This is a genomic window from Jeotgalibacillus malaysiensis, from assembly GCF_044789845.1.
In the GTDB taxonomy this organism is placed as follows: Bacteria; Bacillota; Bacilli; order Bacillales; family Jeotgalibacillaceae; genus Jeotgalibacillus; species Jeotgalibacillus malaysiensis_A.
The window spans coordinates 451088-463689 of record NZ_CP085252.1 but is presented as its reverse complement, the minus strand read 5'-3'; the positions used below and the strand labels follow the sequence as shown (position 1 = coordinate 463689).

The window sequence follows — 12602 nt, the reverse complement described above, 5'->3', positions numbered from 1 at the left end:
TAGTTTATGCTTCACGTGATCGCCTCCTTATCAGCAGCCACGCAAAGATTCCGCTACCAAGTACACCAACGGTCAGGTTAATCGGCAGTTCATACGGGTAAATGACAATTCGTCCGAGAATGTCACAGACAAGAACGAATAGTGCCCCGAGCATTGCTGTATGAGGCAGATTCTTTTTCAGGTTATCCCCCTGATAGAGACTGACAATATTCGGTACAACCAGTCCAAGAAAAGGAATCATCCCGACTGTCAGCAAGACAGATGAAGTAACAAAGGCAACAAGCACAAGGCCTGTATTGACAACCGTTCTGTATTTCAACCCGAGGCTGACTGCAAAGTCCTCACCCATTCCTGCAATCGTGAACTTATTTGCAAATATGTATGCGGCAATCATGAAAGGAATACTTAAAAACATCAGTTCATAGCGGCCGGTCACGATTAGCGAAAAGTCGCCCTGCATCCAGGCAGACATATTCTGAATGAGATCCCGCTCATAAGCGAAAAAGGTTGTAATCGAGCTGATAATATTCCCGAACATCAAACCGACGAGCGGTACGAAAATGACATCCTTGAACTTAATACGGTCTAAAATTTTCATAAATATAAACGTGCCGAGTAAAGCAAAAAGGAATGCGATACTCATTTTTAACAATGGTGATGCACTGGTAAATAACATGAGTGATACCAGCACACCGAGTCTTGCAGAGTCCATTGTCCCCGCAGTCGTTGGTGATACAAATTTATTACGTGAGAGCTGCTGCATAATCAGCCCGCACACACTCATCCCCGCTCCCGCAAGCAATATACTCATTAAACGCGGCAGACGGCTGTTCCATAAAACGTGCAGCTGTTCCTCTGACAAATCAAATAAATCCATTGGGGAAATAGATGAAACCCCGACAAACAGAGATCCTACAGCGAAAAGAACGAGTGCACTGGCCAGATATCGTTTTTTCATGATTGGAACCCGACTTTCTTTAAAGTGAAAATGATAATTATTCTCACTGTAGTCTAAAAAAAGAGAGAGTCTTCTCTCCGTCAAATACTTGTTTAGACAACTAATGCAGCAAAAATAATACTTGTTCCAACAAGTGTTTGACGCAAAAAAGCTCATGCCAAATTTGATCTGATTTTATCAAGCGCTGATAAAATCTGTGCAAGCTCTTTTTCAGATAGTCCGTCTGATGCCTGGGCGATGGTTTTCTTTGCTAATGCCTCAAGATCTTTTTGTACGCGCTGCGCCTCTGCAGTTAGTGAGATCTTATTCACACGCCGGTCCGACAGGTGAACCTCCCTTTTCACATAACCACGCTTAACCAGGTTATCGATCAGCCTCGATACACTCGCCTGATCTCTTTCGTTTTGAGCTGCAAGGTCATTTTGTGTCTGACCATCCCGCTCATAAAGCCGCGTAAGAATCTGCCATTGTTCATATGTAAGGTTAAAACCATTTTCTTTAAAATTCCGGTTTAACCGGCTGTTCATGAGTCTCGAAGCATGAAACAGCTTATAGCCCAGAGAATCGTTGAGGAAATATTGTTTGCCATTCATAAAATCCATCCTTTTGCCTTCCCACATCTGATAGTAAATGAAAATCGTTCTCAGTGCAAGTAGATTTTTGATAAATATTTGTAAAAATACAAAAACCGCAGCGAATATGCTGTTTACTATAAACAACTATCGCTGCGGAGCTGACGTTATTCGTTTTTAAAATCACGGGCGATCATTGGTTTTGGCTCTTCTTTTTTAAACTTACGGTCTTCAAGCTTAGCTGAAGCCACCCCGTAAAGCACACCAAAGATCCCTCCAGCCAGCACTTCTAGCGGCTGGTGACCAAGCAGTTCCTTCAGCTCTTTCTCACGCTTTTCAAATTGAAGACTTGGGTAATCGTCTGAAATAATTTCAAAATGATCCTCTAGGTCATTCACCAGTCTCGCAATTTCACCTGTATGCCTTCTTACACCCTGTGCGTCATACATCACAATGGTTCCAAAGACAATGGCCAGGGCGGTTTCAATATGTCTGGTTCCTCTGTTTGCAGCCACATATGCCGCCAGCGAAGCAACCCCCGCTGAGTGAGAACTTGGCATGCCGCCAGTCTGTACAAGCGGCTTCAATTCCCATTTCCCTGTTAGTTTCTTATGCGTAACAATTTTTAGCGCCTGGGCAATCCCAATCGCTGATAATGAAGTCACAACGCCTCTGTTCATCAACTTCTCCTCCTGTCAGATATGTATGGATTCTGTTAGTAACCATACCCTTATTGAGGAGAAATATTCTATTCTCAGTCAGACTTCCTGGCCAACCTCGTTAAAAATTTTCACATAATCCAATTCTACAATCGGCTCTCCGCTGATTAAACGCTCACGCAGACTTTTCACAAGCGCCTGCTCACGCTCACTCGCCTTTTCAAGGTCCACCTGCTTATGAAAAACCCCATACAGTGTATAATCCCTCATTTTCAAAAACAGCGGCAGCCTTTCAATCCACTCCTGGCTAATCCCACTTTTTCGTGTGTACCCTTTCAGAAAAGCTTTCAGGAATATTTCTCCCTGTGCCGATCGCTCTTCAAGCGGCAGCTCTCTGTTTTTCCAGAGCGTCATGTAATAGAGCGGGATCGCGATATCACTGATGTAATGAAAATACATGGTGTCATCAAAATCAAATAAGTGTAGCTCTCCTTCGTGCACAAAGAAATTACCCATATGAATATCAGAGTGGATTAAGCCGTAGACAGCCTTCTGGTCAGGAAGCTGCCTGATTTGATTAACGAGTTCACGGTTTCCTTCTATGATTTGCTGATCCTGTTCTGAAAGATACTTTTCAAGCTCAATCAGATCATCATCATACCAGTGCGGACGGTCAATGCGTGCCGTGTCAAAATCCTTCGCTGCTGTATGTAATTCACCTGTGATCTCTCCCCACTTTTCAAAAAGAGGAACGTCAAAGAACGAATCATCCATTTTGACTGATGCACCGGGTGCTTTGTTAAACAGGCAGGCATAAAAGTATGTATCCTCTGCTTCAATCGCTTCCACCAGATTTCCGTTCACTGACTGATTCACAAGAGAAACATTGATGCCCCTGCTGTGAAGGTCATTAATCCAGATGAGTTCACTTTCAACCTCTGATATTGTTCTGTGAGATGAGTGGGTCAGTCTGAGTACGTAGGGCTTTCCGCTTTTGTAAACCTCATAGACATAGTTCTCAAAGCCGTTCAGGTTCTTAGCCTTACTGGCGTCTGCCTGAAAACGTGATGCTGCTTCTGATAGTCGTTTCTGTGAAAATAATCGTTCAACTGACTGTTCCATGATTGCCTCCATTTTTTAATCAAAGTGTACAGGATCTCTTTTCAGGCTGCCTCCGTCCCGGGACGGGGAGCGAATTTCTTTTTATAGTACACAGTAAATGCAATGATGACTGGCGTTAAAAGGATTGTTGGTAAAAACCATAATAACAGACTGACAGACTCCACCTGCAAAAGACGCGGTGCACCAAAAACCGTGAAAGCTGTGACTGTTGAGATTGAGCAGCCCATCATGCCTCCTATATGTTCATACCACCAGTGCATCCGCTCGGACGGCTTGCTCAGCCAGTACTTCAGCTGGATCACTGCAAGCGCAATCCCAAGCAGTGGAAACCAGCTGAGCAGCGGATCTCCGGTTGAAGAACCATAGATCGATACAGCCCCGGCTGAGAGCAGTAATCCAAATGAAAAAGCAAAATCTACAAACGCTCTGTGACGTGTACGACGCTTTTTAAAACGAAGCACCCGTAACCCATACCAGGCAGTTGAACTGCTCAGTACCGCGATAAATAACAAGAAGATAGAAAAAGCCCTTAATGATGAATCAGATAACGGGTCTAACAGCCTCGCGATTCCCATATAGAATGCACTGATTGAGACAATGGCCATACCAGCAGTGAAAATCCATCCTGAAACCCGGTGAATACGCCCGCCTTTTTTCGTAACAAGCGGAATCAAAAACACTGCGAGCGCTGTAAAACCTCCGATAATATGCAGGATCAGAATAATTTTAAACATGGTACCGCTCCATTAATTGTTTTACTTTTTCAGGTTCATCTACACAAAAAGATGCTATGGTAATCATTTTCGTCTTTCCGTAAAAGAGTTTCATTTCAACTGGCTCCTTAAAGTAAATCGTGAACTGAGGAACAGGCTTTTCAAAATCCTGATAAGCAAACAATGGTGTGTCCTTGTGAGTCACTTCTGTCCATTCAACGTAATCAATATTTGAAACTTCAGCTGTCAGCTGCTGGCGGATCCCCTGCGCAGCATAGAGTTTTCCGTTTTTAATTTCAAATGGTACTAAGCGGGCAATCTGCATCTCCGCCAGAAATAAAAGAATTGAGTAGACATTCAGTAAGAGCAGGACAAAAGAGAGAATAGGCCACTTGCTGTGCAGCCACCAGTGAAGACCAATTGTTTCAAGAATAATCGCGTGAATGAGCATCAAGTGAATAGCGATCACGCTCGTTTTTTTATGCATCGTCACTGTACCGGCATGACTGTACGGCTTCTTCCAAAAGCCCGCAATCGCGTAATAGAAAATGAGAAATTCGTGCACAAATACACGCAAAATAAATGAATGACCAAGATTTTTTGAGACTGCATGGACAGCTGCAAAAAGAAGAGGAGCTTCCGCTTGCCGAACACTTTCCTTAATTATGGGCAGCTTCCATAAAACAAGAATTAAAATACTAAGTTCAGCTGCTAATAATAGCCCTTCAAAAGCTAACCCTGTGTAAAAAACCGGGGTGACCATCTCCTGAAAAGAAGCAGGAACAAGCAGTTTGACCATAAGTAATCCTAATAGTAAAACTCCGATCACATGCTTCTTTTCGATGCGGAATGCTGCAAATGCAAGTAATGGCATCACAACTAGTAAATCAATCATGGAACCCAGTACGACACCACGCTCAAGGGAAATAGATAATTTCCTTTGGATAGCAGGCTGATAAAGCATGATATTGGTTGTAATCAGAAAAAATAATATTGCGAGTGCCGGTTTTGAAAAACGTGTTTGACGCAAGACCATTGAGGTCATCTCCTGAATCGTTTATATAATTCTATTTAACCATTTATTGTTTAAAAAAGGAATTTAATTTCTGGATTTCCTGATAGAAGAATAGGTCAAATTACATAATACGCCGATCATGGCTGAATTACTTTCGAACATGACCTGTTTTTCTCCGAACACACCTACTCAACCTCCGAACCACCAAGCGCCTACCTGAAAAAGAAAACGCTTCCATTCGAAATTCTATTGTCAAAATGTTATAATAATTTTATTCAAGAGGAGGAAACATGATGATGGATCCTAAAGTGAAATATCTGATGCTCGTACTCCCGACGTTTATTCTTAGTATTGTACTGCTCTACATATTGCCTGAAAGCAGAAGCCTGCTGGCCATGTCACCAGTCATTGCAGCATGGATTGTCTACTTCCTCTGGCAGTATGCTGATAAGCAGTCCAGTGATGATGAAGAAAATACAGTGTGACATATTGGAGGTTTTATTGTGGCCGCTTTATTCACCATTTTAGGTGATGTATTCGCAGCAATTGCCCTGAAATTTATGGGCGAAAAAGATCAAGAAAAAAATCCTGAATCGGAGTGATTCAGGATTTTCTTTCGCTCAAAAACAGATTATTTACTTTCATATTTCCCGGATAATATTGTCAGACCGAATGGTGTTATGCCTTTTTGAGCTGCGGTCATCTCTTTCACTCCTGGCGTGTCAGGATTTCTTCAACTGTCCTTTTCGCTTCAGAATCTTTCAGAATGAATGTTCCTTCTTTTTCTGAACTTGTGAATCTTGTGAACTGTCCGCTTTCTTTCCACAGATAAATACTTTCGTTGCGCTGATCGTCGTATGTAAATGTAATTTTCATATCCGCGACAACGGCCATCTCGGATTGGCGGGGTTTATAATCAGAGCTGTTTAACACCGCTCTGAGATCTTTTTGCTGTTGATCATTCAGCACCATAGATACTTCCTCATATACCTGCAAGTCTTCGTCCCAAAGCTGAACAGTAGCAACACGGCTTTTTTCAAACTGATTAGATGCGAAAATCATACCTGCAAGACCAAAAAACAAGACGAGTGCGATGATGACGGGTTTTCTCATGATGGATGCTCTCCTTGAAAATTTTTCTTCAATTAACAGACGAATGAAGTTTTAAAAAGTTGCAGGACTTTTGGGTTATTTTAGTTGATCATCGGGCAAATATATGGGAAGGAGATGATACAGGATGCCGGACATAAAAGCTTACATATTTGATGCTTATGGCACGCTATTTGATGTTCACTCAGTCATGAAGGAATTAGAGGAACTTTTCCCTGACCATGGCGAAGCAATCAGTCAGACATGGCGAAAAAAACAGGTTGAGTATTTTTTCCTCAGGCAGGTAATGGGCCGCTACAAGCCGTTTGACCAGGTTACGCGGGATTCATTAGTTTATGCGGTGAAAGAAAACGGCCAGTCCATTGATGAGAGCCAGGTGGAGCATATGCTCGAGCAATACCGTCAGCTAAAGCATTATGATGAGGTTGAAGAAGTATTGCAGCAATTGCAGGGTAAAGAACTGATTGTGCTCTCAAACGGGTCTGAAAATATGCTGGACCCGCTGATGGATTTTTCAGGACTGAAATCTCTATTTACTGATGCGATTAGTGCTGATGAGATCAAGCAGTATAAACCATCACCTGCTGCTTATGCATATGCGCTTGAAAAAGCAGGGGTAAAACGTGAAGAGGTCTTATTTATGTCTTCAAACGGATGGGACATTTCAGGGGCTAAGAGCTTTGGCTTTCACACTGCATGGATTAACCGGAGCGGGCTTCCTGTAGAGGAATTGCAATTGGCGCCTGAAGCAGTTTATAAGGATTTAAGCGGCATATTGAAATGGTAAAAGAACCCGCGTGAAGCCAGCTTTCGCGCGGGTTCTTTATCTGAAATTTCACACCAGCAGATAGATGATGGCTGCAACGATAACAACTGCCAGCATGATCAGATAACCTTTTGCTCCAATTCCTGTTCTGCCGGGCCTTTCTGATGGCGCTTCTGTCGTTGTGTTTGTCTCAGGGTTCAGCTCTTCACGCTGAAGTCGTTCGCGTTTTTCTTTCGCTGTTTCATTTTCCATTGTATTCACTCCCCAATCGGGATTTTTTCACCCGCACGTATATCGCCATCAAGTGATTGTTCAATGATTCTCATTGCGCTGTCATGTGCTTCCTGTGTTTCTGCTGCTGAGCAATCTTCCGGCACACAGATTTCATATTCACGCATATGTGCATCATTTGCTGTAAAAAGGACACATATATCAGTTGCGACACCGGCAATAATGACCCGCTCAACTTCAAGCTGTTTTAACAGAATATCGAGTTGTGTTCCAAAGAATCCTGAGTGCTTAGGTTTGATAATAAAATAATCGTCATCTTCAGGCCGTATTTTTTCTACTACAGGCTTCCCTTTTGAGTTCAGACATTCCTCTACTACAGCATCTGTATTGTCCTGCCAGTGATCAAAGTTATCATTCACATAGATAACAGGGATATCCTTTTCCTTCACACGTTTTTTTAGCGCAACGAGGCGATCAACCATCGGCATCGTGTTTTTCAGCAGGTCCTCTCCTCCTTCAAATTCCATGTGATTCATCATATCTATTAGTAACAAAGCGGTTTTCTTCATTTTATCCTCACTCCTTATTACCAATATTTCACTTAGGTGCTTATAATAAACACGAAATATGAATCTATTAAATATGACTTCCAATAAGTTGGCTGATGATTTCCACTAAAAGGAGACGCATTCCGCGGCCGGACAGTGAGCCCGCAGGAGTCGTCCCCTGCAGCGAGAATCACCAGCTGTGCAGAAACAACACTGGCATTTAACTAAACCATAAGCATAGTGAAAATGGTTTGATAGTCATGCTACACTGTACGTATTAAGCCTGGAAAGGATGTGAAAGAATGAATCCATTGAACATACTGATTGTACTGATCACATTCATGCATTTTTCTTTTCTTATCAATCTTTCCGTATTTGATGGTGCCTATGATGGAATTGTCATGACGATCAATACGATTTTATTTTTAGGAGCCATGATTACGTTTGCGACTGTTAGAAATGCAGAACGAAGAAAGAAGGCTGCTACATGAAACTTCATATGCTGACGGTCTTCGTTACTGATTTTCAAATTGCAAAATCATTTTATAGTGATGTTTTAAAATGGACGTTAGTGAAAGAAGATTCCTATCATCTCGAAATGATGACAGAAGGTACAAAAGTTCATTTTTATCTGGCAGATCGTGATACTTCTCCGGGTGATTATTCCAGAGAAGCCAGAACTGTTTTTGTATTTGAAACACAGGATATCGAGAATGACATGGCAAGGTTAATGAGTAAGGGTGTTATATTTTTACATACCGTTCCCAATGAAAATGATTTCAGTAAATACGCTGCTTTCACCGATCCTTTTGGAAACGTTCATGAACTCTGTGAAATGAAGAAAAACCATCTGCCCAATGGTTAGGCAGATGGTTTTTGGTTTTACATCCTATCTTTCTCTAAACAATTCATCCGCCTTCTTCTCAGCACGGCGCGCCAGTCCAAAGTACGCAACAAGTGCGAGCAGACTTGCACTTAAAATAATTAAGCCCATCGGTACGGCAGAGTATTCCCCTGCGATACCAACCAGTGGCGCAGCCAGTGAACCAAGGACAAGCGGCAGCATTCCAAGAAATGCAGATGCGCTTCCTGCAATATGTCCCTGCGTCTGCATAGCCAATGAAAAGGAAGCCGTAGCAACCATTCCAATTGACATAACAAAGAAAAACAATGGCAGTGCCACAAAGAAGAATGGTCCATCCAGCAGAACCGTAATGGTCAGAACTGCTCCTGCCGTTACAGCCTGCGATAAACCATAAAACAGGAATTGTCTTTCTGAAAATCTATGAGACATCCGGCCGACAGATTGTGTACCAATAATCAGCCCGATTCCGTTAAGCGCGAACAAATAACTGAATTCCTGCTCTGAAAATCCGTAAATGTTCTGATAGACAAACGGTGTGCCTGATACATAAGCAAATACCCCTGCGATCATAAAGCCCTGTGCGAGTGAGTAGCCAAGGAACTGTTGATTTGTAATCAATGACTTAAAGTTTTTCACTGTCGCACCAATATTGCTCGGTACTCTTGATGTTTCAGACAATGTTTCTTCCATACGCATTGTAATGAGTGCAAACAACAATAATCCCACTACGCTTAAGACGATAAAAATGCCATTCCAGTCAGTGAACAGCAAAATGGTACTGCCGACAATCGGCGCTAAGATCGGCGCCAGATTACTGATCAGCATTAAGAGTGCAAAAAACTTGGTCAGTTCTCTCCCGCTATATGAATCTCTGACAATCGCACGGGAGATCACAATGCCCGCTGAAGCAGAGAACCCCTGCAGAAATCTCAGTGCGATCAGCACATATATATTTGGTGAAAATGCAATGGCAAATGAGGCAATCGCATAAGCCATCAGTGCAATCACAAGTGGCTTCTTTCTTCCATGTACGTCACTTAACGGGCCATTAATTAACTGCCCGAGACCAAGTCCGAGCAGACAGGCGGTCAGACTGAGCTGTACAGAAGATGCACTTGTCATTAAATCTGCTGCAATCGTTGGGAAGGCAGGCAGATACATATCAATTGTTAAAGGACCCATCGCACCAAGTGCACCAAGCATCAATGCGAGCCGCGTCCGTTTTGAACCGGATAGTGTATTCATCATGATCAGACCTTTCATTTATTCGATCTCCGAAACATGATGCCTATTATACACCTCTTCTGCAAACTTACCTATACAAGAGAATCAACTTTTACAAATTTACATTGAGCGAGTCATCCTATAAAACTCTGTGATTTCAAAAATCAAAATTGAACAATTTAGCAGAATCCCTCTAAAACAGCTCTTTAGTTACTTCAGCACCTTGTCCTTCATAAAATTCAGGCGTATAATAATGTTTCAGTTATTCTTTTGAATAACAGTCAAAGGAAAGGATACACGCCGTGAAAAATACAAAACACTTTATTATGATCAATGTCGGACTTATTCTTGCTGGCGTCCTTGGCTACTATCTGATTTTAAACGAAACGCCAAAACCGAAAATTTTTGCGATTTCATTCCTGTTTTTCTTTTGGGTCATAACAGATTATGTGAAAGCATATATACAAAGAGCCGGCGCTAACAAAAGCATGCTTATGCTTGGTAATGTCAGCTTCTTAATTACGACAGCAATTGGTCTTAGCATTATTTATTTAGCATCATAACCCAAACCGTGCATAGGCACGGTTTTTTTGATGGATTCATGATGATTACCCATGCCACCTGTTTTCCTCCGCGTATGATATAGAGAATTCGACTTAAGGAGGAAGATCATGAACCCGCATTTTATTCATCCTGCAGATTTTGAACGTATGGCTCATGAGGAAAGAAATTATTATGGCAGACCACGTCCGTATGGAAGACCGAATTATTACCGCCCACGCCCGCGGCCTTACTGGGGAGCACCTTTTCTTGGCGGTTTAGCGGGCGGTCTGCTTGCAAGTACCCTATTCCCACCTTATGGCGGCTATTATGGAGGGTACCCATACTATTATCAGCAGTGGTAATTACATTCATAAGAAAAGAACTGCTCCTTATCAGAAGCAGTTCTTTTTATTGCTGTCTTGTATTGACCTGAAATACCCGCTTAGGGTCAAATTCAAATGCAATCCCTCTGTAAATGCCCTGCAGCAGAAAGCCTGCTTTTTCAGCCGTTCTGACTGATGGCACGTTATCAGCAGCACAGTCCCAGTAAGGCACCGCGTCATGCGCCAGGCACTCTTTTACAAAAGCTTTAGCTGCAATCGTACCAAGTCCTCTTTTCTTAAAAGCCTTGTAAGTCTCAATATCGATCGCATGCACATTTCCTGCACGAAATCCCGTCATACAGATTGAGGCAAGTTCACGACCCTTCATCACACAAACCCCAAGACCATTTTCATAAAAGTCTTCTTCTGAAGACCAGAAGGTATAGATCTTCTCCAGAATACATGACTGACTGAAGCTGCTTGCCTGTGTCAGCGCTTTTTCAATTGGAACGACCCGGAAGCCTTCCGGACATTCAGGCGCTTTACAGGTTTTTGCAGGATAACGGTAAATGAACTGCTCCCACTTTTCATTCGTCCGGTCACCAAAAACGTCATCAAGTACTAAATCCCAGTTAGGGTGATAGGACAACACTTCAGCCTCATGCACACCGGCAGCGATTGAAGCAGGCCCAATCACCAGATCAATGCATTCTCTGAGCTTCGATATGAAGAGGGGGTTTCTTTCTTCACCGAGCACAAAAATGCCATCCAGATTCCCAAGCCACACAACAGCAGAGGCCGGTTCCTGTACCTGATCCACAAACACCCTTCCCTCGTTCACGCCTTCTATCACCGCTCTGACTTCTACAGAACCTTCATCTGATAAAAGAGGTATGACTATATAAAACTGATCAGTAGTTAATTCTTTCATCCTAATACTCCTCTTTTAAAGATATGATTGCATCTATCCTAACATAGACGATTTCAAAACGTGTATGCAGACACTTTCCATCCGCTTACAGAAAATAAAAACCGACCTTTTTTCTCCCCCTTATACATATTCATTTCTTTAAATGGGTATGTATAAAAAAGATGATGTGCAGGAAAGGAGAATGACAATGGGATTTATACTTTACTTAATTGTAGGTGGGCTAATCGGCTGGCTTGCCGGGCTGATTCTTGGTAAGGATGTACCAATGGGCTGCATTGGAAATATTATTGCGGGTATTATCGGATCATGGATCGCAGGCGAACTGCTTGGCGGATTCAGTAATTTCGGACCAGAGATTGCAGGTATTCATATTATTCCGGCACTGATTGGTGCAATTATTTTTGTATTCTTACTAAGTCTGATTTTGAGAGCTGCGAAGAAAAAATAAAAAAGCTGGCTGAGGCCAGCTTTTTTATTATGCATTTATTTGAATGCCTTCCACCTGATGAAGCACTCTTTTCACATCAAGGCCTGCACTAAACCCGCCGAGCCCGCCATTCTTAGCAATGACGCGGTGACATGGAACAACGACTAACAGCGGGTTCGCCCCGATCGCTGTGCCGACTGCCCGAAAGGCCTTTGGTCTGCCTACGCGTGCTGCAATATCAGCATAGGTTCTCGTTTCTCCGTAAGGAATTTCAAGCAGTGCTTCCCAGACCTCCTGCTGAAAAGGGGTTCCTTTAGGCTCGATTGGCATCTCAAAAGTTCTTTTTTCTCCGGTAAAATAAGCTTCAAATTCATGAATAAAAGGCTGCATCTCTGCAGTGCTTTCAATTAACATCGCACCCTTGTACTGTTTTGCTGTCCACTTCTCAAGCACTGCATAACCTTCTTTAGGTCCTCCGATATAACAGACTTTTCCTTCAGTAGCGGCAAGTTGATAAGTATCTTTTCCCTTATTAAACTCTGACCAGTAAATTGTTTTCATGGTTCATTCACCTGCGCTTTTTTATACTATTATA

General features: G+C 42.5%; 19 protein-coding genes. 7 read left to right on the top strand and 12 right to left on the bottom strand.

Annotated elements, in window-relative coordinates; translation table 11 throughout:
* Window positions 1-4: 4 nt before the first annotated feature.
* From LG330_RS02745 to LG330_RS02720, 6 genes are all read right to left on the bottom strand, one after another.
* Window positions 5-958 (bottom strand): ABC transporter permease, encoded by a 954-nt coding sequence (locus tag LG330_RS02745; protein WP_404407194.1) that lies wholly within the window; start codon window positions 956-958, stop codon window positions 5-7.
* A 152-nt stretch (window positions 959-1110) separates the two neighbouring features.
* Entirely contained in the window at window positions 1111-1551 is a 441-nt protein-coding gene (locus LG330_RS02740; protein ID WP_404407193.1) for a MarR family winged helix-turn-helix transcriptional regulator, read from the bottom strand.
* A gap of 146 nt (window positions 1552-1697) precedes the next feature.
* Window positions 1698-2210, bottom strand: a complete 513-nt coding sequence (locus LG330_RS02735) for a divergent PAP2 family protein (protein ID WP_404407192.1) — start codon at window positions 2208-2210, stop codon at window positions 1698-1700.
* Between the two features lie 78 nt (window positions 2211-2288).
* Window positions 2289-3311, bottom strand: a complete 1023-nt coding sequence (locus LG330_RS02730; protein ID WP_404407191.1) for a phosphotransferase enzyme family protein — start codon at window positions 3309-3311, stop codon at window positions 2289-2291.
* 41 nt (window positions 3312-3352) lie between these two features.
* Window positions 3353-4045 (bottom strand): DUF2306 domain-containing protein, encoded by a 693-nt coding sequence (locus LG330_RS02725; protein WP_404407190.1) that lies wholly within the window; start codon window positions 4043-4045, stop codon window positions 3353-3355.
* Window positions 4038-5060 (bottom strand): hypothetical protein, encoded by a 1023-nt coding sequence (locus tag LG330_RS02720; RefSeq protein WP_404407189.1) that lies wholly within the window; start codon window positions 5058-5060, stop codon window positions 4038-4040. Before LG330_RS02720 ends, LG330_RS02725 begins: the two co-directional genes overlap by 8 nt.
* Before the next feature lie 272 nt (window positions 5061-5332).
* Between LG330_RS02720 and LG330_RS02715 the strand changes: the two genes are divergently transcribed.
* On the top strand, window positions 5333-5524 hold the full coding sequence (locus LG330_RS02715) for a hypothetical protein (RefSeq protein WP_404407188.1): 192 nt from the start codon (window positions 5333-5335) through the stop codon (window positions 5522-5524).
* A 223-nt stretch (window positions 5525-5747) separates the two neighbouring features.
* Here the strand turns inward: LG330_RS02715 and LG330_RS02710 are convergent, their stop codons facing one another.
* Entirely contained in the window at window positions 5748-6152 is a 405-nt protein-coding gene (locus LG330_RS02710; RefSeq protein WP_404407187.1) for a hypothetical protein, read from the bottom strand.
* A 124-nt stretch (window positions 6153-6276) separates the two neighbouring features.
* On the opposite strand from LG330_RS02710, the gene LG330_RS02705 reads away from it, so the two are divergent.
* Window positions 6277-6936 carry a haloacid dehalogenase type II gene (locus LG330_RS02705; protein ID WP_404407186.1) on the top strand — a complete coding sequence of 220 codons (660 nt, stop codon included), beginning with the start codon at window positions 6277-6279 and terminating at the stop codon, window positions 6934-6936.
* A gap of 48 nt (window positions 6937-6984) precedes the next feature.
* On the opposite strand, the gene LG330_RS02700 is transcribed toward LG330_RS02705, so the two are convergent.
* Together LG330_RS02700 and LG330_RS02695 are read right to left on the bottom strand one after the other, a co-directional pair.
* Window positions 6985-7167: a DUF6366 family protein gene (locus LG330_RS02700; protein WP_404407185.1), complete on the bottom strand. Its 183-nt coding sequence runs from the start codon at window positions 7165-7167 to the stop codon at window positions 6985-6987.
* A 5-nt stretch (window positions 7168-7172) separates the two neighbouring features.
* A complete protein-coding gene (locus LG330_RS02695) occupies window positions 7173-7715 on the bottom strand; it encodes an isochorismatase family cysteine hydrolase (RefSeq protein ID WP_404407184.1) in 543 nt (180 codons plus the stop codon).
* Window positions 7716-7996: 281 nt separating this feature from the next.
* Here LG330_RS02695 and LG330_RS02690 point away from each other — a divergent pair, with 281 nt between their 5' ends.
* A complete protein-coding gene (locus LG330_RS02690) occupies window positions 7997-8185 on the top strand; it encodes a hypothetical protein (protein WP_404407183.1) in 189 nt (62 codons plus the stop codon).
* A complete protein-coding gene (locus tag LG330_RS02685) occupies window positions 8182-8559 on the top strand; it encodes a VOC family protein (RefSeq protein WP_404407182.1) in 378 nt (125 codons plus the stop codon). The genes LG330_RS02690 and LG330_RS02685 overlap by 4 nt, the downstream gene beginning before the upstream one ends.
* Before the next feature lie 24 nt (window positions 8560-8583).
* On the opposite strand, the gene LG330_RS02680 is transcribed toward LG330_RS02685, so the two are convergent.
* Window positions 8584-9822 (bottom strand): Bcr/CflA family multidrug efflux MFS transporter, encoded by a 1239-nt coding sequence (locus LG330_RS02680; RefSeq protein WP_404407181.1) that lies wholly within the window; start codon window positions 9820-9822, stop codon window positions 8584-8586.
* 263 nt (window positions 9823-10085) lie between these two features.
* Between LG330_RS02680 and LG330_RS02675 the strand changes: the two genes are divergently transcribed.
* Together LG330_RS02675 and LG330_RS02670 are read left to right on the top strand one after the other, a co-directional pair.
* Window positions 10086-10346: a hypothetical protein gene (locus LG330_RS02675; RefSeq protein ID WP_404407180.1), complete on the top strand. Its 261-nt coding sequence runs from the start codon at window positions 10086-10088 to the stop codon at window positions 10344-10346.
* Window positions 10347-10454: 108 nt separating this feature from the next.
* A complete protein-coding gene (locus LG330_RS02670) occupies window positions 10455-10688 on the top strand; it encodes a hypothetical protein (protein WP_404407179.1) in 234 nt (77 codons plus the stop codon).
* A gap of 46 nt (window positions 10689-10734) precedes the next feature.
* Here the strand turns inward: LG330_RS02670 and LG330_RS02665 are convergent, their stop codons facing one another.
* Window positions 10735-11580: a GNAT family N-acetyltransferase gene (locus LG330_RS02665; protein ID WP_404407178.1), complete on the bottom strand. Its 846-nt coding sequence runs from the start codon at window positions 11578-11580 to the stop codon at window positions 10735-10737.
* A 187-nt stretch (window positions 11581-11767) separates the two neighbouring features.
* On the opposite strand from LG330_RS02665, the gene LG330_RS02660 reads away from it, so the two are divergent.
* Window positions 11768-12028 carry a GlsB/YeaQ/YmgE family stress response membrane protein gene (locus tag LG330_RS02660; RefSeq protein WP_404407177.1) on the top strand — a complete coding sequence of 87 codons (261 nt, stop codon included), beginning with the start codon at window positions 11768-11770 and terminating at the stop codon, window positions 12026-12028.
* A 27-nt stretch (window positions 12029-12055) separates the two neighbouring features.
* Here LG330_RS02660 and LG330_RS02655 read toward each other — a convergent pair whose 3' ends face one another.
* The gene (locus LG330_RS02655) at window positions 12056-12568 is read right to left on the bottom strand and encodes a methylated-DNA--[protein]-cysteine S-methyltransferase (RefSeq protein ID WP_404407176.1); all 513 of its coding nucleotides are present in this window, start codon (window positions 12566-12568) and stop codon (window positions 12056-12058) included.
* Between the last annotated feature and the right edge of the window lie 34 nt (window positions 12569-12602).